Genomic DNA, 19,211 nt, shown 5'->3' on the forward strand with positions numbered 1-19,211 from the left:
GCACTTCTTACTCGTAAACTTGTCGCATTGATTATTCCAATTTCTTGCGTTCCATTTGTAATGTTTTCCGCTGGCTTTTCTTCTTGTTTTCCTGCTTCTAATTTTACAAATTCTAACGATACGTAACCTTCTTTTCCTTGGTAGCTGATTTTTGCCCAGCCGTTTGCTTTTCCTAATACCGTTACTTTTTCATTTTTTTGAACATAACCAATCATTGAACTACCTAAAACTGGACTATTACGTACATTCAAACGAGTCGCCGTAACGATTCCCTCTTCTTTTTGTCCATTATTAATTGTTGGTTGTTGTTGCTCAGCACCTGGGGTTTTACCCGACAATTTCAAAAATTGTAATGAAACATACCCCTCTTTTCCATCATGAGAGATTTTAGCCCATTCTTTTTCCTGACTTAAAACTTGTACAGTTGTTCCTTGTTTTACTGTTCCTACAACTTTACCTTGAGTTGTAGGTTGTTCACGTATATTTAAGTTTGTTGCATTTACTGTCGCTAGATTATCACTTTCTGCAAAGGCATGAGTCGAAACAAAAGATGCTGCTGTTGCTAGAAATGTACCTGTTATGATTTGTTTTGTTATTTGCTTCATAATTTTTATAAGAATATAAGCAATCCTATATTCTTCAGCCCCCCTTTTTTTATCCGTCTTACTATTAATCTTAACATATCATTCCGGAATATTTATTTTGAATATTAGAATATGAACATAAAAATTATGAACTTCTTTTTCTATATATTGTTTTTTGTGTAAAATCCTTTTCCCTATGAAATATTACAAAAGGATGTATTAATGGAGATTTCAACATTCCTAATTGGTATGGTACTATTTATTCGTCGCAAAAATGCAAAATAAAAAAGCAACATCCTTCCATCTAAAAAATACACGATACAAATTATAAAACTAAAATAAAAGGACTTTGGATTGAAATTTATTATTCAATCCAAAGTCCTTTTTATCATCTCTATGCAAGAATATTAATACGCTTTTCCCCAATACACCATGTGCTTAGCTTCTTTACCACAGCAAATACATTCTTCCGCTAAGCTTTCTTGTTCGAACGGAATACAACGTGAAGATACTCCAACTTCTTCTTTTAATTTTTCTTCACAAGCTAGTTCTCCGCACCACATCGCTTTAATAAAGCCTTGCTTTTCATCAGCTGCTTTTTTCATCTCTTCGAAATTCGTCACACTATAAGTATTCTCATCTCGAAATGCTTTTGCTTTATTAAATAAAGAATGATGAATCTCCTCCAGTAATGATGGAATACGTTCTTCTAATTGATCCATTGATATAAACTCTTTTTCTTTCGTATCTCGCCTTACAAGTACTACTTGATTCTTTTCAATATCCTTTGGACCAACCTCTAATCTAATTGGAGTACCCTTCATTTCATACTCATTAAATTTCCAGCCAGGTGTTTTATTGCTAGCATCTATTTTTACACGTGCAACCTTCTGAATACGACCTTGTAACTCTGTTGCTTTTTCTAACACACCTTCTTTATGCTGAGCAATAGGAACGATAACAACTTGTAATGGTGCCACTTTCGGTGGCATTACAAGTCCATTATTATCACTATGAACCATAATAAGTCCACCTATCATTCTTGTTGATACACCCCAAGATGTTTGATGTACGTATTGCCACTTACCGTTACGGTCTAAAAACTTAATATCAAATGCTTCAGAGAAGTTCGTTCCAAAATTATGAGATGTTCCTGTCTGAAGCGCTTTTCCATCATGCATTAAACTTTCAATCGTATAGGTTGCCTTCGCTCCTGCAAACTTTTCTTTTTCTGTTTTTTGCCCTTTAATAACTGGAATTGCTAAATACTCTTCACAAAAAGCAGCATATAAATTTAAAATATTTAATGTTTCAGTTTGAGATTCTTCTGCTGTTTCATGAATGGTATGACCTTCTTGCCATAAAAATTCAGTTGTACGAAGGAATGGTCTCGTCGTCTTCTCCCAACGAACTACTGAACACCACTGGTTATATAACTTTGGTAAATCATTATATGATTGAACAATTTTTGAAAAATGCTCACAAAATAGAGTTTCAGATGTAGGACGTACACAAAGTCTTTCCGCTAATTTCTCATCCCCACCATGAGTAACCCATGCCACTTCAGGAGCAAATCCTTCAACATGATCTTTCTCCTTTTGTAATAAACTCTCTGGAATAAACATTGGCATATACACATTTTCATGACCAGATGCTTTTAATTTTTCATCCATCACTTTCTGCATATTTTCCCATAATGCATAACCGTATGGACGTAAAATCATACAACCTTTCACACTTGAATAATCAACAAGCTCTGCTTTTTTCACAATATCGGTATACCACTGAGCAAAGTCATCTTCCATTTTCGTAATAGCCTGTACTTGTTCTTTTGCCATAGTCACTCTTCCTCCTTTAGAAAATAAAAAAAGCCCGCGTCCCCAAATAGGGACCGAGCTTTGTCGGCGTTACCACCCTGATTCATACACAAAAAATTGAGTATGCTCTCTTTTTGATAACGGGAATTCCCCGCTGCATATGCAGAACTCAAAGGTAGGTTCCATATCGCCTTTTTAAGAATCTTCCAGCCAAAAGGATTCTCTCTCTACAAAAAAGGTAAGACATGTACTAGTCCTTTTTCATCGTTATAACGAAATAAATTTGTTGAATATCATAATATAAATTTTATTGCAAAACAAGAGTAAATTTTCTTATTTTTATACATTCTTTTCAGTTATTGTTATTTTATACATAACTTTTCCGAACGATTTTTACAAGTTGATGAGCAACCATGCCAATAAGTGTACCAATTAAAACGAAGAAACAAATAAATCCGTATCCCATTCCTTCCCATCCACCGATAACGATCATTGTAACAGGAAAGAAAGCTAAACAAAGAAGTATTAAAATAAGTGAAAATATAATATCAAACTGTTTGTCTGGAAAACGTTTCTTTAGTAAATAAGAAATTGCAAATACAAGGAAAATTGTGATTCCACCAATGATATAAAAGGTACCAAAGCCATCCAGCCAATCCATAGTATTCCCTCCTTACATTCATTCCCTTATAATCATTATATGTTTAACTTTTCTGAAAATAAACAATAAATTTTATTCAAAAACATATTTTTATCACCAGGTATTAATAGTAATATATAAGAATAGGTTTTATATAATCAGGAGGTCTACTTTATGGATAAAGCATTAACAAATCACGTCATCATATTATCTTTTGACTGTTTATCAGCTTTAGATCTTCCGATATTACAAAAACTCCCTAATTTCCAATCTTTAATGAAAAAGGGCGCTGTTGCGGAAAAAGTAGAGCCGATTTATCCTTCTGTAACATATCCGAGTCATACAACAATTATAACCGGTAATTATCCTAATAAACATGGCGTTGTCAGTAATACATTACTTCAACCAGGACGTGAGTCACCAGATTGGCATTGGTATCGAAAGTCCATTAAAGGAACAACTTTATACGATGAAGCACGTAAAGCAAATTTAACGACAGCAGCCCTACTATGGCCTGTTACTGGAAGAGCAAATATTGATTACAATTTACCAGAAATCTTTCCAAATAGACCATGGCAAAATCAAATTTTAGTTTCATTATTTAGCGGTAGTCCTCTATATCAATTAGATTTAAATCGTCGTTTTGGCCATATACGAAATGGATTGTCACAGCCTGAGCTTGATGATTTCGTCCTTGCTTCCGCTGTCCATACAATTCAGACGAAAAAAACCTAATGTTATGTTTGTACATTTTACTGATTTAGACACGCAAAGACATTATCATGGTTTTGAGTCTAAAGAAACACTAGCTGCAGTCCATAGGCACGACGAACGTCTAGGAAAAATTATTCATGCATTAAAAGAAAGTAGTATATACGAAGAAAGTACAATTATTGCACTTGGCGATCATAGCGCTTTAAGTGAAAACAAAGCAATCCAATTAAATGTCCTATTCCGTCAAAAAGGGCTTATATCCGTAAACAAAAATGGAAAAGTACAAGATTGGAAAGCTTATTGCCAAAGCTGTGACGGATCTGCATACGTACATGTAAAAGATAAAAATGATACTGAAACGATTAAAGAGATTCAACTTCTTCTCGAAGAACTTCTTCAGAATAAACAAAACGGAATTGAATTTATTCTACACGATGAAGATGCAAAAGAACGCGGTGCTGATGGTAATTGCTTATTTATGCTAGAAGCCATGGAAGGGTATTACTTCATTGAGAATCATATAGGTGATTTCATAAAAGAGATTACTAGAAAAGATGTTACTTCTAGTAAAAAATATACATTTGGAACACACGGATACTCCCCAACAAAACCTAACTATGAAACAATTTTTATGGCTGCTGGGAAAGGTATTCAAAGTGGCGTTACAATCCCGTATATGAGACTTATTGATGAAGGCCCCACTATCGCTAGGTTACTCGGTTTGCACTTAGGTGAAACAGACGGAGCAATTGTAGAGGATTTACTTCAATTGTAAAGAACTGTGTATATATGTAAAAGTTATGTAAAAATCATCCTTATTTCTCTTTTTACAATTTTTATTTTTGTACACTGTTAGTAGAACAAATTTAAGGGGGAACATTATATGAAAAGAATGTCCAGGCAAGAAAAAAGCTGGATATTATATGATTGGGCAAACTCAGTATATTCGCTCGTCATTACAACTGCAGTATTTCCTATTTACTTTAAGGCAGCTGCAAAAGAAGCCGGACTATCTGGTGCAACTTCAACAGCTTATTGGGGATATGCAAACTCGTTTGCTACACTTTTAATTTCTATACTTGCTCCTATTCTCGGCACAGTTGCTGATTATAAAGGATTTAAAAAACGATTTTTCACATTCTTCTTTGGACTCGGTATCGTATTTACAAGTATGCTAGCAGTTGTTCCAACATCTCAGTGGTACTTATTACTAGGTTGCTATATGCTCGCATTAGTCGGCTTTGCTGGGGCAAATATTTTTTATGATGCATTTTTAGTAGATGTTACCTCTAAAGATAGAATGGACCGAATTTCTACGAGAGGTTTTGCATTAGGTTATATTGGGAGTACAATTCCTTTTATCGGTTGTATGGCTCTTATTATTCTTGCTCAAAAAGGAACTATCCCCTTATCGGTCGGCATTGCTAGTCAAATTTCCTTTGCAATAACAGCTCTTTGGTGGGGACTATTTACAATTCCAATGCTAAAAAATGTAGAGCAAACACACTATATTGAACGTCAGCCAAGACCAATTGCAATGAGCTTCAAGCGCCTTGCTAATACTTTTAAAAATATTAAAGAATATAAAACTGTATTTATGTTCCTAATAGCTTACTTTTTCTACATTGACGGGGTAGATACAATTATTACTATGTCTACCGCTTACGGAACAGATCTCGGTATTAGTGCAACTAATCTATTAATCATCTTATTTGTAACACAAATTGTCGCTTGTCCATTCGCTTTATTATACGGAAAATTATCGGAAACATTTACCGGTAAAAAAATGCTATATGTCGGTATTATTATTTATATCATTATCTGCACATATGCTTATTTCTTAAAAACGACACTTGATTTCTGGATCTTAGCAATGCTAGTTGCTACTTCTCAAGGCGGAATTCAAGCACTTAGCCGTTCATACTTCGCAAAACTAGTACCGAAAGAATCTGCAAATGAATTCTTCGGATTCTATAATATCTTCGGTAAATTCGCAGCAATTATGGGTCCGGTATTAGTTGGTGTCACAACACAATTAACAGGAAAAACTAACGCTGGTGTCCTTAGTGTTATTGTCCTATTTATTATCGGGGGATTCCTATTAACTAGAGTACCTGAAAATGATACGTCCGTTACGCCACCTAATCCTAAAACTAAAACAATATAAGAAAAAGATCCTCTTCACACAAGAAGAGGATCTTTTTCTTTATTTTTAACGATAACGCCTTACAATTAAAAACTCTATAGCTGGCTTTACAACTATAGCAGCGCATAACGCAAACAGAAGCGGTATGTTATGAAAATCAATCCATTTATTAAAACCTACCGATGCGAAAAACAAACCAAAAATTAATACAACTAGTACATAATATGTAACATTTGCACTTGTTTTCAATACATGTTTTTCTAAATCTTCGTTCTCCTCAGTTGCCCCTTCACCATTATACGATACCAAACTTTTAAACATATAATGTAATGCGATGCTACAAATAAATAGTGCATACCAGTTTACTTGAAGTTCAGTTAACCAATAGTAAAGTGCAAACGCTAGCGTACTTATAGCTACTAATGCCGTAACTAAAAGACTTATTTTCTCTTTCCCCAACAACTACTCCCCCTACTGCTTGTACAAAAATAGTTTATCAACAGTTGTTCCTAATACTTCGGCTAAACGGAATGCTAATGCTAAACTTGGGTCATATTTATTATTCTCAATTGCATTTATCGTCTGTCTTGAAACTTTACACATATCAGCTAATGCACCTTGTGAAATATTATTTTCAGTGCGTAATTCATAGATTTGATTTTTCACATTATTTCTCCTAACCTGTAAAATTATTTTTACAACATCAGTATATAGTTGGTACATTTCATTGTCAAAAGATTCCCATAGAAAAAGGGAGCAGCTCTGCTCCCTTACAATGGCTATTTCGAAACTACTGCATTCGTTAGTTCCTCTTGATTAACAATCTCTTCTTTATTCATCCTCATACGTAAGATTGGCAAAATTGCCAATAAAATAAGTGACATTGCTATACAGAATACAATAACTAGTGAAGTCATTTCCTTCAATCCTCCAGCTAGTGAAGTTCCAATTAACATAGCACCCATAAACAGTGGTAAAATTGTCCCATTTACTCTTCCAATCATATTTTCTGGTACAAGTTGAATCATAAGCGTCCCGACCACAATATTTACACAGGCTAAACAAATTCCTGTGCCAAATCGCATCAAACTAGTAATCCAAAACGATGTAGACAGTCCTTCTACCAAAAATGATATCGCTAATATACTCATGCCGAATACAAACATTTTTTTCGGATTTACTTTTGAAGTAAAAACTGCTGCAACAATACCACCGATTAACATACCTATTCCGTCAGCTGCAGCTAAATATTGAACTGCTTCCTTTTCCATGCCTAAACGTTCGATCACAAGGAATACCTCTAATGGATTCGTTAATCCAACTGCTAAACCAATAATTGTGAAAGTGATCGTAATCATGCGTAAATTTTTCGTATGAAGAACGTATTTCCATCCTTCTTTTATATCATTTTTTAATGAACCTCTCACCGCTTGCTCTTGTTCAACCCATTTTGGTAATAGCGAAAGAACAATAGCCGATAACAAAAATAAAATGATCAAGCTATATAGTGACGTAAATAAGCCAAGTTGTGTATACACAATTGAACCTACAACTGGTCCAAAAATCATAAATAATGACTGTAATGTTTGGTTAAATGCAATAGCACTTGCTACCTGTTCTTCCTTTACATAGCGCTTAAATATACGTGAAGATGACGGCTGAGAGAACTGACCTACAATTGCGGAAACGAGTGTTGCAAAAAATATTGCATGCCAGTAATCAATCTTTAACAACAAAACAATTCCTATAATAGACAGTACACTTAACACATCTCCAGCGACCATTGTTCTTTTCGGGTTCCAGCGATCTGCTAGCGCACCACCAATAAACGAGAAAATAAAAATAGGTGCATATTCCATAACTGATAATAGTGACACTGACATTGGATCATTATTCGTTCGCTCCATTATGAAATACAAAAGAGCCATATTTCTGATCCAAATTGCAAATTGCTGTAAAATATCAGATGCCATAACGAGCATAAATGCTCGATTTTTAAATAAAGCTTTCATTTTCACTCCTCCTTTTATAAACCGACCGTTCGGTCTAATTTGTTTTATAAGAAAAGCTGCTGATTTATTATTCAGCTGCCATCCCTTTTAACAATACATCTATTGCCCTTTTATAAATTCGTTTTAATTCGTTATTATCAAGCTCGTAGTAGAGCACTCCCAGCCCCGATAATAAGCCGTTTACAATATACATAAGATCACGAGTGTTATCTTCACGGAACTCTCCAGACTGTATACCTGTTTCAATTAATTTCTCAAAAATACCATATGATTCTCTAGTTAAAGCTAGCATTTCATCTAAAATCTCTTTGCTTACAACTTGACTCATAGAAAATTCCTCTATTGCATTAGAAATAGGTTGCTGTATATCCTCTACATGATATTCTGCGAAGCCATATAATTTCTCAGTACTAGTAATATACAACTTCTCTTTTTCATTCCATTTCTCAAGCCAATCATACGTATGCTGTTTCACTACAAATAAAAATAATTCTTCTTTACTTTTAAAGTGATAATAAATACTTCCCTTACTTCGCCCTGTAATCTCACAAATATCTTCCATAGATGTAGCTGCATAGCCTTTTTGTGAAAACAGACTCTCTGCTTTATATGCAATTTCTTTCTTTATCTCTTCTGCGCTTTTTCTCATTCTCACACCTCTTTAAACCGACCGTTCAGTCTAATAATAACAAATGAAAAACCTCTATCGCAAGAGGCTATATTCCTTATTTACGAAAACGTATTTTCAAACCAAACTCGAATCATGTGTATTGTTCCAAATTTAAACCCCAGTTTAACAAGAAATACGCCTCCAGCAACTAATAAAAATAATGCTACTTTCCCTTTGTTTTTCACTTTCGGTTCCCTTTTCATTTCCATTCCCCTTATAACATGTTTATAAAGTGAAACTTTAATCAAACGTTTGTTTAACTGTTTTTTATGTGTATGTAATTCCACTAATCAAACGTTTGTTTAAAAAGAAATACGCCCGTATAAGGCGTATTTCTCATCAATCACCACCGCCGCCTCCATCGCAGCTACCTCCACTATCTCCGCCAAAAGATCCTCCGCAATCATGTGAATGACCGCCATCATGTGAACTATTACTATCAGATCCAGCAAAGAAAAATGATGGTGATGAGGTGTTAGAAATATTATGTGCATTACTTTTTTTAGTAAGGTTTACTCTTCGATTATTTGATTTAACTGATGCTGCAATCATCCAAACTAAAACACAAAATAGCAACGCTGCAATAACAAACCCCATATAAAAACCTCCCTTATTTTTCTAACAATTGAAGTACTCTCTCTATATTTTCAAGTGAAATAAAGCGCGATTCACGAAGAATCTCCTTCCCCTCATGAAATAATAGAACTGTCGGCCCTGTAAATACTAAATATCGACCCGCAATCTCTTGCATGTCTTGTAGTAAAACCTCTACTTTCTTTACATAATCATAACCCTCTAATACATAATTTACTTTCCTTAACATAACATCACAAACACCACAATTTTCCGTTTTTATAAACAGAAGTACTAACTGCTGTTCTTCAATATATGTCGCTAATTCTTCTACCGTTTGAAAATGATTCATCTTATCCCTCTTAACGTAATTTGCGAAATACTTTATCTTGATACATACGAAATGCTGAATTGTCTTTAATTTTTCTCTTTTCCATTAACTGCTGAAAACGCAAAGTTTTTACTGTTAGTTCTTCTTGTAATTTTATTCTCTCAACCTCATCATAACAGCAAGCGATTAAATCCTCTATTTTTAATATATCTTTTTGCAATTCCATTTCTGGTGGAATCATACCCGCATTTTTCAATATTTTATAACTCATTCTTAATTCTGGAGGTACCATTGAAAGGTCTTCTAATTGTAGTGGTTTTCCTTTTCCCGGAATATTATTGAGATCTCCATTCCGTATTGCTTGACGAATTTTTTCTTCAGCAATATTCAAAAACACATCCACACTATTCCCTCCTTTACATATTTTTACTATTATTTTACATGAAATTTCAATTTTCTGCTACATTACGCAATAGCAAAGACACACAAGTTTTGGATTCTAAAATTAGTAGTAAAACAAATAATCGTTATGTAATTACTAATGTAGGATGGAGTGGCGAAATTCCTCCGGGTGGATTCGTTACAATCAGAGGCGCAGGAACAGGAAATCCTGCTGAACTTTTAAATGCAGTCATTAGTGAAAACTAAACGTAACCTTATTTAATTATTTCAATAAGGTTTGAATTTAGGTTTTAACGTTAATTCCTAAATTCAAACTTTTAATTTTATAAAAAGTAAAAAATAAACATTCTAATAATCTATTATATTTATATTTAGTTTATAATATGAAGTTTGTATGAAGCTCAGCTGAATTTTACATGAATTTCCTTTAATTACTATTGTCTTCCCATACTAATCACATTATCCTTTACATATAGGAATAATTTTTATTCCACTTCAAACTATCTATATATATATAAAGAAAGATAGTGGCCTATTAGGGAAAGGCATCTAGTATTATTATAAATATAATCGCAGAAAAAGCACGCTTATAAGCGCACCATAAGAGTGCTTCTTCATACAATTCTCATGTAAGAATTCTCGAAAATCATGTTAATTACAAAGAAAAGGCATTAGCTCATAAAAGCTAATGCCTTTTCTTTGTGATTATTTTTAAACGTTCCATTCTTCAATATTCCATACTTTTGTTATCCATGCTTTATAGAAAGAGGGCTCATGTGAAACAATTAAAACCGTACCTTTATATTGTTTTAACGCTTCCTGCAAAGCCATCTTAGTCTCTGTATCCAAATGGTTAGTTGGTTCATCTAAAATTAAAACATTGCTTTGAGTTACGATAAGTTCGCATAAGCGTACTTTCGTTTGTTCCCCTCCACTTAATAAATGGATAGGTTTTAAAACATGATCTTCTTTCAATCCGCACTTTGCTAATGCTTGTCGGATTTCTTTTCTTGTCATATCTGGTCTCCCTGCCCATACTCTTTCTAGTGCAGTTATTTCTGAAGCGAATTCCTCTTGTGCAAAATAAGCTGGTTTTACCCGTTCACCAATAAAAACTGAACCGCTTAACGGCTTTATTTGTCCTAGTAATGTTTTTAACACTGTTGTTTTTCCAACCCCATTATGACCAACAATTGCAATCTTTTCCCCTTTTTTTACTTGAAAATCCAATTCTGGAAATAACGGTTCACCATAACCAATTTTCAGTTTCTCTACCTGTAATATACGACTCACTGGCTCAGTATAAACATTAAAATCAAAACGCGCACGAGGTACATCGTTAACCTTTTCCACCTTTTGCATTTTCTCTAATACCTTCTCACGACTTTTTGCTTGTTTCGCTTTTCGAATTTTATTTTTTTGAATAAAGGTTTCTAAATGTGCAATTTCTTTTTGTTGTTTCGCATACGCCGCTTGTAATTGTTTCCTTTGTAATTGATAACTTTGCAAAAAGGCTTCATAATCTCCTACATAGCGCTTAACCTTTCGTTCTTCTAGATGATAAATAACATTCGTAATATTGTTCAAAAATGCCTCGTCGTGCGAAATGATAATATAAGCTTTTTCATACATTTTTAAATACGATTGCAACCATTCTATATGCGCTGTATCTAAATAGTTAGTTGGCTCATCTAATAATAAAACATCCGCTTTTTCTAAAAGGAGTTTTCCAAGTAATAACTTTGTCCGCTGACCACCACTTAACTTTGAAACATCCTTTTCCATCCCTATTTCAAACAAGCCTAAACCGGTTGCTACTTCTTCAATTTCTGTACGAATTTGATAGAAATTAGAACCTTCAAGTATCGTTTGTAGCTCGCCATACTTTACTAATAGTTTCCCTATCTCTTCCGTTATAGCCATCTCTTCTGTAATTTTTAACATTTCACATTCAATCGCATACAAACTAGAAAATGCACTTTGCAAGTATTCTTCAATTGTTATACCTTCTTGTAAATCCATATGTTGCTGTAAAAAGCCAACCTTCACATGTGGAAACCATTCAATTTTCCCATCATCATGTATAAGCTCTCCTGTTAAAAGGCGTAACAATGTTGATTTTCCAATTCCATTTTTCCCTACTAACCCAACATGTTCGCCCTTTAATAATCGAAAACATGTATTATATAAAATAGTTTTCTCACCATATGAATGGCTTACATTTTCTACTGTTAATATACTCATTTTATCTCTCTCCTCTACTTATAGTTCATAAGCTAAATAGAGAGAACAACAGTATAAAGCCTTATTTAGTTGTACATATAAAAATGGGTAAGGTGAATACACCTTACCCATTACAATTTATTATCGTAAAAAAGGATTAAGGTTCTTTACCTGCTGTCTTCAATTTAGCTTAATCTTTAAAAATGGGCAGACTTCTCCCGTATCAAGCTAAAACCATTTGAAGAACAGTCGATAAAGTCATTTTATCCTTTCACTCCTTTTACATTTGTTATATTACGAGTATAAACTACTCTGTTATATTCTATTCGCTATTTTTCCTTTTGTTCCTTCTTATTCATTTCATGTTCTGCAAAAAAGCCTCTTAACAGTAATTATACTAAAACTGTTAAGAGGCTTTTTCTATTTTTTCATATAAGGAGCCAATACTCTTAAAATTTCTTCCTTATCTTTCTTTAACTCCAGAGATGTTAACATATCCATTGTTCGCGGTCGAGGTAATTTCACTTGTACCTCTCCAACAATTGATGCCGGTCTTTGAGATAAAATAAATACGCGATCAGAAAGCAAAATTGCCTCATCTAAGTCATGTGTAACCATAACAATTGTCTGCTTTTCTTGATGCCAAGAATTTAAAAGCCAACTGTGTACTTCCATTTTTGTAAATGCATCTAATTTTCCAAAAGGCTCATCGAGTAGCATAATTGGCTTTTCACATAAATATGTGCGAAGGAAACTAATTCTTTGGCGCATTCCACCTGATAGCTCATCTGGGTAATGATTTGCATATTCATCTAGCTCAAACTGCTTTAATGCTTCCATTCCTTCTGTCAGCCTTTGTTTTTTAGGCTTCCCTTCGATTTCTAATGGAAGAACTATATTTTGCAAAGCAGATCGCCACGGTAGTAATAAATCTTGTTGTGGCATATAACTAACAACATCTTGTTTTTTTACATAATTCTCGTTATAAAACACTTCTCCGCTCGTTGGTTGTTCAACACTCGCAATCATATTTAATAATGTGCTTTTTCCACAACCACTTGGGCCCACAAAGGAGACAAACTCTCCCTCTTGTATGGAAGCACTAATATTTGCTAATACATTCTTTCCATCGAAAGCTTTTACAATATCTTTTATTTGTAATCCACTCATTTTTCACTTGGAAGGAATTCATTTGTAAAAGCATCTTTTACATCAATTTTCTTTTTAATAACTTTGTTGTCATATAAGAAATTCATGTAATTCGTCCAAATCTCTTCCTTCTGTACTCCCCACGCTTTTGCATCATCTTGATACTTTGTACTTAACCACTTTTGACTTTCTTGTACTAATTCTTTATTCACATCTGGAACAGCCTTAATTAAAATATCAGCAGCTTCTTTCGGTTCTTTAATTGCAAAATTATAACCTTCCGTCGTTGCAGTCATAAACTTTTTCACAAAATCTTTATCTTGCTTCGTATGTTTTTCACTTGTAATAATGACAGGACTATAGAAATCGAGCGCTGGATCTAAGTCTTTTACCATAATTGTATTTAACTCTTTTCCTTGACGCTTCGCTTCAATTCCATCCCATCCATAATAAATCCATTCAAAGTCTGCATCACGACCGATTGATTTAAAGAAATCTGTTTGTCCAAGAATAATTTTTTCAACTTTATTAAAATCAGCTTGATGTTTATCCATAATTGTCTTTAACGTCGCTTCTTCTGCTGGTCCTCCCCAGCCACCATAACGTTTACCTTCAAAATCTTTCGCTGAAGCAATATTATCTTTCTTTAACGATGCAAAAGCAGATGTATTATGTTGAATAATTGCACCGACCGACACAACAGGAATACCTTCAACGCGAGCCAATGTTACATTTTCTTGTGCACTTATCGCAAAATCAGCTTTTCCTGAAGCTATCATTTGTTCGGCCGTAACATTATCACCTGGTTGAATGATTTCTACATCTAACCCTTGTTTTTTATAATAATCTTTAGTCTTCGCCACATATAAACCAGTATGGTTTGTATTTGGGAACCAATCTAAAACGACTTTCACTTTCTTTTCTTTGCTTGTGCTCTCTTCTTTCTTCGCCGCATTACATCCGGCAACACCAACTGCTAATAATGCAGCTAACATAATTTTTAAACCTTTTTTCATTTTCTGCCGCCCTTTCTGTATATCCATGGTGCTGTTATTCTTGCCATAAATTCAACAATAAAGTACAGGAATAATGTCACCATGACGATAATCGCTGCAACACCAAATACTCGAGCAGTTAAAAAGGATTTTGTAGCTCTCGTAAGCATAACCCCTAACCCTTCACTTGCACCGAGCCATTCTCCGATAATTGCCCCCATTACGCTATATGTAACTGCAATTTTTAAACCTGAGAAAAAGTATGGGAGCACTGCTGGAAACTTTACTTTCTGGTAAACTTGCCATTTCGTCGCCTTCATTGTTTGTAACAGTTTCAGCATATTTTTATCTACCGTTTGGAAACCTTCTAAAATGCTAAGGGCAATTGGGAAGAAACAAACAAGAATAACAACCATTACTTTTGGCAACATTCCGTACCCAAACCAAATAATAAATAATGGAGCGAGCACAACGATTGGAATTGTTTGCGAAATAACTAGCAACGGATTCATTAAAATCCGAAATAACGGGATAACATCCATAATGATAGCAATACTCGTCCCAAGTATAATTGCAAAAAACAACCCAATTATTACTTCCTGTAACGTTTGCACTGTATTCGGTAATAGTAAATCTTTCATTCCAATTAACTCTTGCACAATTGCTGATGGCTTCGGTAAAATCCACGGCTCAATTTTAAATAATGAAACAGATCCTTCCCATATAGCAATGAGAAGGATAAGCCAAATTGTTGTAATTATTTTAGATCGCTTCTGGTTTTGCATATTCATCACGGTACTTCCAAACCTTTTCGTCAATCGTTACGCCCGTACTTGGACGATAGTGAATTTTAATAGAAGTGATAACTTCTTCTGCTCCAGCATCGACGCAAGCTTGTTGCGCACGTTTAATGACGTCAAGAAGTACATCTAATTCTCCTTCCAACGTTGTTTCCATTGCCCCTACTTCATAACGAACTCCCGACTGTTGTACAACTTCAATTGCTTTATCAACAACGGAATACACATCTTTGTTCTTCGCTTGTGGTACTACTGAAAATGAAATTGTAACTTGTTGTGACATAATAAAATCCCCCTTACAAAATATGTTTCCAAAAAAAAGAAAAGGCTTTCCTACCATGTAGGAAAGCCTTGTATACAAGTTATTCTATAATAACTTATGCTACATCACTTTAAAGTAACTCCCTACGCTGGCATTATCCAGATCAGGTTGAGGGTCGATGTATACTTACATCCTCTCAGCCAATTGGCTCCCCGGTTCTTAATTCGTTTTCATTGTAGCATGATTTATTTTATTGAACAAACAAAAGCATGTATAATCATTTCATTTAACTTTTGAATTCCCCAATTAACTCTTGTAACTCCTGTGAAAGCCAGCTTAAAGAACTAGCTAATTCAGCAATATCTTGTACAGACATTTCCTGTTCTTTCATACTTTCTTCAATATTACTACTACTATTCGCATACGTATTTGCGATAAGTGATAGTTCATTTACAACACGAACAATATTTTGGCTATTTTGCAATATATCACTTGAATTGCTAGAAACAACTCTAACTTGATTTGTAACAGATTGTGCTGACCTTGAAATTTGTTCAAAGAAAGCACCACTACTTTGAACAAGTTTAATTCCTGATTCTACTTCTTTTGAAGCTTTTTGCATTGAAACAACAGCTTCTTCCGTTTCAGCTTGTGTTTCCCCTATTAATTTCGCTATATCTTTTGCTGATGCTTCCGTCTGCTCTGCTAATTTACGCACTTCATCAGCAACAACGGCAAATCCCCTTCCGGTTTCCTCAGCACGTGAATCCTCAATAGAAGCATTTAAAGCTAGCGAATTAGTTTGATTTGAAATACCTGTAATTACAGTTACAATATCACTAATTTCTTTTGATCTTGTTTCCAAAGAATAAATGATAGAAGATAAATCTTGTACTGCATTTTGTATTATGTTCATTTGATTAATCGTCTGTTCAATAACACCATTTCCTTTTACTGAATGGTGCTCCATACCTTCAGACTCTTTCGCCATTTGTTTTGCAGCATTCGTTATCTCTTCCATCTTATCTTCCATTTCATATACAATACCTAAATACTGTGGTACTGCAGTTTCTTGTGACTGAGCGCCAGCTCTTAACTCAACCATAGAACTTACGATCTCTTGAACTGCCATGCTATTCTCTTTCGTACTCACTGACAATTCTTGTGAAGATGAGGAAACCTGTTCTGCTGTCTGCTTCACTTTATCTATAATTCCTTTAAACTTCTCGATGGTATTATTAAAATACGCATTAATAATACCAATATCATCTGGTCTCTCCTCTAATTTAATACTTAAATCACCTTCACCGACTTTGCGCAATCCTTCACGTAAATCTCGCAATGGAGCAAGTGCGTTACGTACAATTAAGAATTGAATAACAGTTGCAATTAAAACAGAAATACAAATAAACATTAAACCTTGTATAATGAATTTTTCCTTTGTACTAGGAACAATAGAGGCATCTACATCGGCTGCAACAATTGCCACAATATTATCTTCTCCATCTTTAATTGGCTCTAATATCGTTACCCATGATCCTAATTCGTCTTCATATACTTCTGTCATGTTTGCTTTTTTCGTGCTCATTACTTTATCATATGCTTTCATCCAACGATCTGGTTGTTTATAATAGTCTCCCGGCTTTACTTCAACAACATTTGCTAAACCTGTAGACAAACCGACGATTTGTAACTCACCTTTTTCATTTTTTTTCGCTCCAACAACATACGTTTGTCCAACACTGTTCAATTCTTTCGTTGATTCATCTAATTTCTCTGTTAATTTCTCTGTTAATTTCTCTCTTTTTTCTCTTTCTGCCGTTGGGTCTTTTGCAACATCTCTCAATATTTCTGCGTCTAATTTATGTAATACCGTATCTCCTGTTTCAAAAGAATGCCTTTCAAATATAGACATCATACTATTTTGAAACATATTAAAACTTAACGCCCCCATACTACCAACAAGCGTTAGAATAACGAGTACAGTTAACAATACATTCTTTTGAAGAAACGATAGCTTATGCCAATATTTTTTCATTCACATTACCTTCCTTAATTCAGTTAATACAAAATAATAATTTCAAAACACACCTTTAATTGATAACGATTCTCAAATAAAAACCAAAAAAAAAAGACCAATGAAAAAGCATTGGCCAAGACCAACCCTATCCGTCCGGTAACTGGCTAGCTTAGCCCTTCGACCTTAGCCCCTGTAGTTTTGCGTCCTCATGTTTCCATAAGTTTGCCTTTCTCGCTGAACGAGTTGAACGATATGGGAGTTCTATGAGAATTAAAATATCCTCTTCCAAATATTACAACATAAAAATTAAAGTGTCCACCCATTTAAAGATGTAAATATAAAGTTTTAATGTATTATTTTTTCGAAATAATTTAACAAAGTTCGTGAATGTTACATTTCTTGTGTTATATAATAAAAAACGTATATAACACAAGGATTATTTCGGATATTTATTTAATTTTCGCTCAAATTAAACTATTCGAATATATCTTAACTTACGAATTTCGGAGGTAGTTCATCATGTTTTGGCTACAATTTCTTACGTTACTACTCTGCATTTTTATTGGCGCACGTTTAGGCGGAGTTGGTCTAGGAGTAATGGGTGGCGTTGGTATGGCAATACTTGTTTTCGTCTTCCACTTACAACCTACAGCTCCTCCTATTGATGTAATGCTTATGATTTTAGCAGTAATTACAGCTGCCGGTGCTTTGCAAGCTGCTGGAGGAATGGATTATCTTGTCCATCTCGCTGAGAAAGCATTACGAAAAAACCCAAAGCGCATTACATTCTTTGCTCCTATTGTTACTTATTTATTCACACTATGCGCAGGAACTGGTCATGTCGCTTATTCTGTACTTCCTGTTATCGCCGAAGTATCTCGCGAATCAGGAATTAGACCTGAACGACCTATGTCAATTGCCGTTATCGCTTCCCAGCAGGCAATTACAGCTAGTCCAATATCGGCTGCAACAGTTGCACTTTTAGCAATGTTAGCCGACTATAAAATCACCTTGTTAGATATTTTGAAAGTCAGTATTCCTTCTACTTTCATCGCTTGTATGGTAGCTGCATTCGTTGCTAGTAAGATGGGAAAAGAATTAAATGAAGACCCTGAATACTTGAAGAGATTGAAAGAGGGAATGATTCCTAAGCTTGAAGAGAAAAAAGAGTTTGTAGGTACAAAAGGCGCAAAATTATCCGTTGTCCTTTTCCTAATCTCAACTTTCCTTGTTGTACTTCTCGGTTCATTTGAAACACTTCGTCCAGGATGGATGGTAGATGGAAAGTTAGTTCATCTTTCAATGCCAAACACAATTGAAATAGTTATGTTCACCGTGGCTGCTCTTATTATTATTATCTGTAAACCAAATGTGGAAAGCATTGTATCTGGTAACGTCTTTAAAGCAGGTACAACAGCAGTTGTTGCTATTTTTGGTATCGCTTGGATGGGAGATACGTTCTTCAACGGAAACTTAAATATGATTCAAGGATCAATTCAACACTTAGTGACTAGTGCACCATGGCTATTTGCTATCGCATTATTCATTCTATCTATTTTACTGTATAGCCAAGCAGCAACAGTTCGTGCTCTAATGCCACTTGGACTATCACTTGGTATTCCACCAGCTTTACTAATTGCAATGTTCCCTGCAGTAAATGGATACTTCTTCATTCCAAACTACGGGACAATCGTTGCTGCAATTAATTTTGATCGCACTGGTACAACAGGAATTGGTAAGTATGTTTTAAATCATAGCTTTATGATTCCTGGCCTGATCGCAACCTTTACTTCTATCGGAATTGGAATGCTCTTAATATCAATTATGTTTTAAAGAAAAAGCACAAACCTACAATTTTAAAAGGTTTGTGCTT

At 34.5% G+C, this 19,211-nt stretch carries 20 protein-coding genes, 1 pseudogene, 2 riboswitches and 1 other annotated feature; of the genes and pseudogenes, 4 read left to right on the forward strand and 17 right to left on the reverse strand.

Annotated elements, in window-relative coordinates; all coding sequences use genetic code 11:
* From VK90_RS22945 to VK90_RS22955, 3 genes are all read right to left on the reverse strand, one after another.
* Nucleotides 1–605: SH3 domain-containing protein (locus VK90_RS22945; protein WP_156185461.1), on the reverse strand; the 605-nt coding region annotated here is incomplete at its 3' end.
* Between the two features lie 386 nt (nt 606–991).
* Nucleotides 992–2,422 carry a proline--tRNA ligase gene (gene proS / locus VK90_RS22950; RefSeq protein ID WP_002174694.1) on the reverse strand — a complete coding sequence of 477 codons (1,431 nt, stop codon included), beginning with the start codon at nt 2,420–2,422 and terminating at the stop codon, nt 992–994.
* Nucleotides 2,423–2,467: 45 nt separating this feature from the next.
* Nucleotides 2,468–2,675: a binding site (T-box leader), on the reverse strand.
* A 93-nt stretch (nt 2,676–2,768) separates the two neighbouring features.
* On the reverse strand, nt 2,769–3,062 hold the full coding sequence (locus VK90_RS22955; RefSeq protein WP_048375479.1) for a YesK-like family protein: 294 nt from the start codon (nt 3,060–3,062) through the stop codon (nt 2,769–2,771).
* A gap of 153 nt (nt 3,063–3,215) precedes the next feature.
* Between VK90_RS22955 and VK90_RS22960 the strand changes: the two are divergent.
* Both VK90_RS22960 and VK90_RS22965 read left to right on the forward strand, forming a co-directional pair.
* Nucleotides 3,216–4,530 (forward strand): annotated as a pseudogene (locus tag VK90_RS22960) (alkaline phosphatase family protein).
* 108 nt (nt 4,531–4,638) lie between these two features.
* Nucleotides 4,639–5,922: an MFS transporter gene (locus VK90_RS22965; RefSeq protein WP_048375481.1), complete on the forward strand. Its 1,284-nt coding sequence runs from the start codon at nt 4,639–4,641 to the stop codon at nt 5,920–5,922.
* Between the two features lie 45 nt (nt 5,923–5,967).
* Here the strand turns inward: VK90_RS22965 and VK90_RS22970 are convergent, their stop codons facing one another.
* From VK90_RS22970 to VK90_RS23005, 8 genes are all read right to left on the reverse strand, one after another.
* Nucleotides 5,968–6,360, reverse strand: a complete 393-nt coding sequence (locus tag VK90_RS22970) for a hypothetical protein (protein ID WP_048375483.1) — start codon at nt 6,358–6,360, stop codon at nt 5,968–5,970.
* A gap of 12 nt (nt 6,361–6,372) precedes the next feature.
* The gene (locus VK90_RS22975; protein ID WP_081806890.1) at nt 6,373–6,624 is read right to left on the reverse strand and encodes a helix-turn-helix transcriptional regulator; all 252 of its coding nucleotides are present in this window, start codon (nt 6,622–6,624) and stop codon (nt 6,373–6,375) included.
* Between the two features lie 56 nt (nt 6,625–6,680).
* Nucleotides 6,681–7,913 carry an MFS transporter gene (locus tag VK90_RS22980; RefSeq protein WP_048375485.1) on the reverse strand — a complete coding sequence of 411 codons (1,233 nt, stop codon included), beginning with the start codon at nt 7,911–7,913 and terminating at the stop codon, nt 6,681–6,683.
* Nucleotides 7,914–7,980: 67 nt separating this feature from the next.
* Nucleotides 7,981–8,562, reverse strand: a complete 582-nt coding sequence (locus VK90_RS22985; RefSeq protein WP_025150519.1) for a TetR/AcrR family transcriptional regulator — start codon at nt 8,560–8,562, stop codon at nt 7,981–7,983.
* 80 nt (nt 8,563–8,642) lie between these two features.
* Complete coding sequence (locus VK90_RS22990; RefSeq protein WP_025150520.1) at nt 8,643–8,786, reverse strand: hypothetical protein; 144 nt, start codon at nt 8,784–8,786, stop codon at nt 8,643–8,645.
* Nucleotides 8,787–8,922: 136 nt separating this feature from the next.
* Nucleotides 8,923–9,180: a hypothetical protein gene (locus tag VK90_RS22995; protein ID WP_002174688.1), complete on the reverse strand. Its 258-nt coding sequence runs from the start codon at nt 9,178–9,180 to the stop codon at nt 8,923–8,925.
* Nucleotides 9,181–9,193: 13 nt separating this feature from the next.
* Nucleotides 9,194–9,508 (reverse strand): thioredoxin family protein, encoded by a 315-nt coding sequence (locus tag VK90_RS23000; protein ID WP_002174687.1) that lies wholly within the window; start codon nt 9,506–9,508, stop codon nt 9,194–9,196.
* 10 nt (nt 9,509–9,518) lie between these two features.
* Complete coding sequence (locus tag VK90_RS23005) at nt 9,519–9,890, reverse strand: J-domain-containing protein (protein WP_048375487.1); 372 nt, start codon at nt 9,888–9,890, stop codon at nt 9,519–9,521.
* 89 nt (nt 9,891–9,979) lie between these two features.
* Here VK90_RS23005 and VK90_RS29245 point away from each other — a divergent pair, with 89 nt between their 5' ends.
* On the forward strand, nt 9,980–10,135 hold the full coding sequence (locus VK90_RS29245; RefSeq protein ID WP_162791015.1) for a hypothetical protein: 156 nt from the start codon (nt 9,980–9,982) through the stop codon (nt 10,133–10,135).
* A gap of 465 nt (nt 10,136–10,600) precedes the next feature.
* Here the strand turns inward: VK90_RS29245 and VK90_RS23010 are convergent, their stop codons facing one another.
* From VK90_RS23010 to VK90_RS23035, 6 genes are all read right to left on the reverse strand, one after another.
* Complete coding sequence (locus VK90_RS23010; protein WP_048375489.1) at nt 10,601–12,133, reverse strand: ABC-F family ATP-binding cassette domain-containing protein; 1,533 nt, start codon at nt 12,131–12,133, stop codon at nt 10,601–10,603.
* Between the two features lie 399 nt (nt 12,134–12,532).
* Nucleotides 12,533–13,282 (reverse strand): ABC transporter ATP-binding protein, encoded by a 750-nt coding sequence (locus VK90_RS23015; RefSeq protein WP_025150523.1) that lies wholly within the window; start codon nt 13,280–13,282, stop codon nt 12,533–12,535.
* Nucleotides 13,279–14,277, reverse strand: coding sequence for an ABC transporter substrate-binding protein (locus VK90_RS23020; RefSeq protein ID WP_002174683.1), 999 nt, complete (start codon nt 14,275–14,277; stop codon nt 13,279–13,281). The genes VK90_RS23015 and VK90_RS23020 overlap by 4 nt, the downstream gene beginning before the upstream one ends.
* A complete protein-coding gene (locus VK90_RS23025) occupies nt 14,274–15,047 on the reverse strand; it encodes an ABC transporter permease (RefSeq protein WP_048375491.1) in 774 nt (257 codons plus the stop codon). Before VK90_RS23025 ends, VK90_RS23020 begins: the two co-directional genes overlap by 4 nt.
* Nucleotides 15,019–15,339: an MTH1187 family thiamine-binding protein gene (locus VK90_RS23030; RefSeq protein ID WP_000082898.1), complete on the reverse strand. Its 321-nt coding sequence runs from the start codon at nt 15,337–15,339 to the stop codon at nt 15,019–15,021. Before VK90_RS23030 ends, VK90_RS23025 begins: the two co-directional genes overlap by 29 nt.
* Nucleotides 15,340–15,441: 102 nt before the next feature.
* A riboswitch (TPP riboswitch) is annotated at nt 15,442–15,543 on the reverse strand.
* A gap of 61 nt (nt 15,544–15,604) precedes the next feature.
* Nucleotides 15,605–17,356, reverse strand: coding sequence for a methyl-accepting chemotaxis protein (locus tag VK90_RS23035; RefSeq protein ID WP_048375493.1), 1,752 nt, complete (start codon nt 17,354–17,356; stop codon nt 15,605–15,607).
* Between the two features lie 134 nt (nt 17,357–17,490).
* Nucleotides 17,491–17,575, reverse strand: a riboswitch (cyclic di-GMP riboswitch).
* A 282-nt stretch (nt 17,576–17,857) separates the two neighbouring features.
* Between VK90_RS23035 and VK90_RS23040 the strand changes: the two genes are divergently transcribed.
* Nucleotides 17,858–19,171, forward strand: a complete 1,314-nt coding sequence (locus VK90_RS23040) for an anaerobic C4-dicarboxylate transporter family protein (protein WP_048375495.1) — start codon at nt 17,858–17,860, stop codon at nt 19,169–19,171.
* Nucleotides 19,172–19,211 lie beyond the last annotated feature (40 nt).

The organism is Bacillus sp. LK2, from assembly GCF_001043575.1.
In the GTDB taxonomy this organism is placed as follows: Bacteria; Bacillota; Bacilli; order Bacillales; family Bacillaceae_G; genus Bacillus_A; species Bacillus_A paramycoides.

Excerpts from the sequence above, each read along its gene's own strand:
- VK90_RS23000 (WP_002174687.1), bottom strand. The coding sequence starts at position 9,508 with ATGAATCATTTTCAAACGGTAGAAGAATTAGCGACATATATTGAAGAA.
- VK90_RS22990 (WP_025150520.1), bottom strand. The coding sequence starts at position 8,786 with ATGAAAAGGGAACCGAAAGTGAAAAACAAAGGGAAAGTAGCATTATTT.
- VK90_RS23010 (WP_048375489.1), bottom strand. The coding sequence starts at position 12,133 with ATGAGTATATTAACAGTAGAAAATGTAAGCCATTCATATGGTGAGAAA.
- VK90_RS22980 (WP_048375485.1), bottom strand. The coding sequence starts at position 7,913 with ATGAAAGCTTTATTTAAAAATCGAGCATTTATGCTCGTTATGGCATCT.
- VK90_RS22985 (WP_025150519.1), bottom strand. The coding sequence starts at position 8,562 with ATGAGAAAAAGCGCAGAAGAGATAAAGAAAGAAATTGCATATAAAGCA.
- VK90_RS23035 (WP_048375493.1), bottom strand. The coding sequence starts at position 17,356 with ATGAAAAAATATTGGCATAAGCTATCGTTTCTTCAAAAGAATGTATTG.
- proS (WP_002174694.1), bottom strand. The coding sequence starts at position 2,422 with ATGGCAAAAGAACAAGTACAGGCTATTACGAAAATGGAAGATGACTTT.
- VK90_RS22955 (WP_048375479.1), bottom strand. The coding sequence starts at position 3,062 with ATGGATTGGCTGGATGGCTTTGGTACCTTTTATATCATTGGTGGAATC.
- VK90_RS23025 (WP_048375491.1), bottom strand. The coding sequence starts at position 15,047 with ATGAATATGCAAAACCAGAAGCGATCTAAAATAATTACAACAATTTGG.
- VK90_RS23040 (WP_048375495.1), top strand. The coding sequence starts at position 17,858 with ATGTTTTGGCTACAATTTCTTACGTTACTACTCTGCATTTTTATTGGC.
- VK90_RS23015 (WP_025150523.1), bottom strand. The coding sequence starts at position 13,282 with ATGAGTGGATTACAAATAAAAGATATTGTAAAAGCTTTCGATGGAAAG.
- VK90_RS23020 (WP_002174683.1), bottom strand. The coding sequence starts at position 14,277 with ATGAAAAAAGGTTTAAAAATTATGTTAGCTGCATTATTAGCAGTTGGT.
- VK90_RS23030 (WP_000082898.1), bottom strand. The coding sequence starts at position 15,339 with ATGTCACAACAAGTTACAATTTCATTTTCAGTAGTACCACAAGCGAAG.
- VK90_RS22995 (WP_002174688.1), bottom strand. The coding sequence starts at position 9,180 with ATGGGGTTTGTTATTGCAGCGTTGCTATTTTGTGTTTTAGTTTGGATG.
- VK90_RS22965 (WP_048375481.1), top strand. The coding sequence starts at position 4,639 with ATGAAAAGAATGTCCAGGCAAGAAAAAAGCTGGATATTATATGATTGG.
- VK90_RS22975 (WP_081806890.1), bottom strand. The coding sequence starts at position 6,624 with ATGTACCAACTATATACTGATGTTGTAAAAATAATTTTACAGGTTAGG.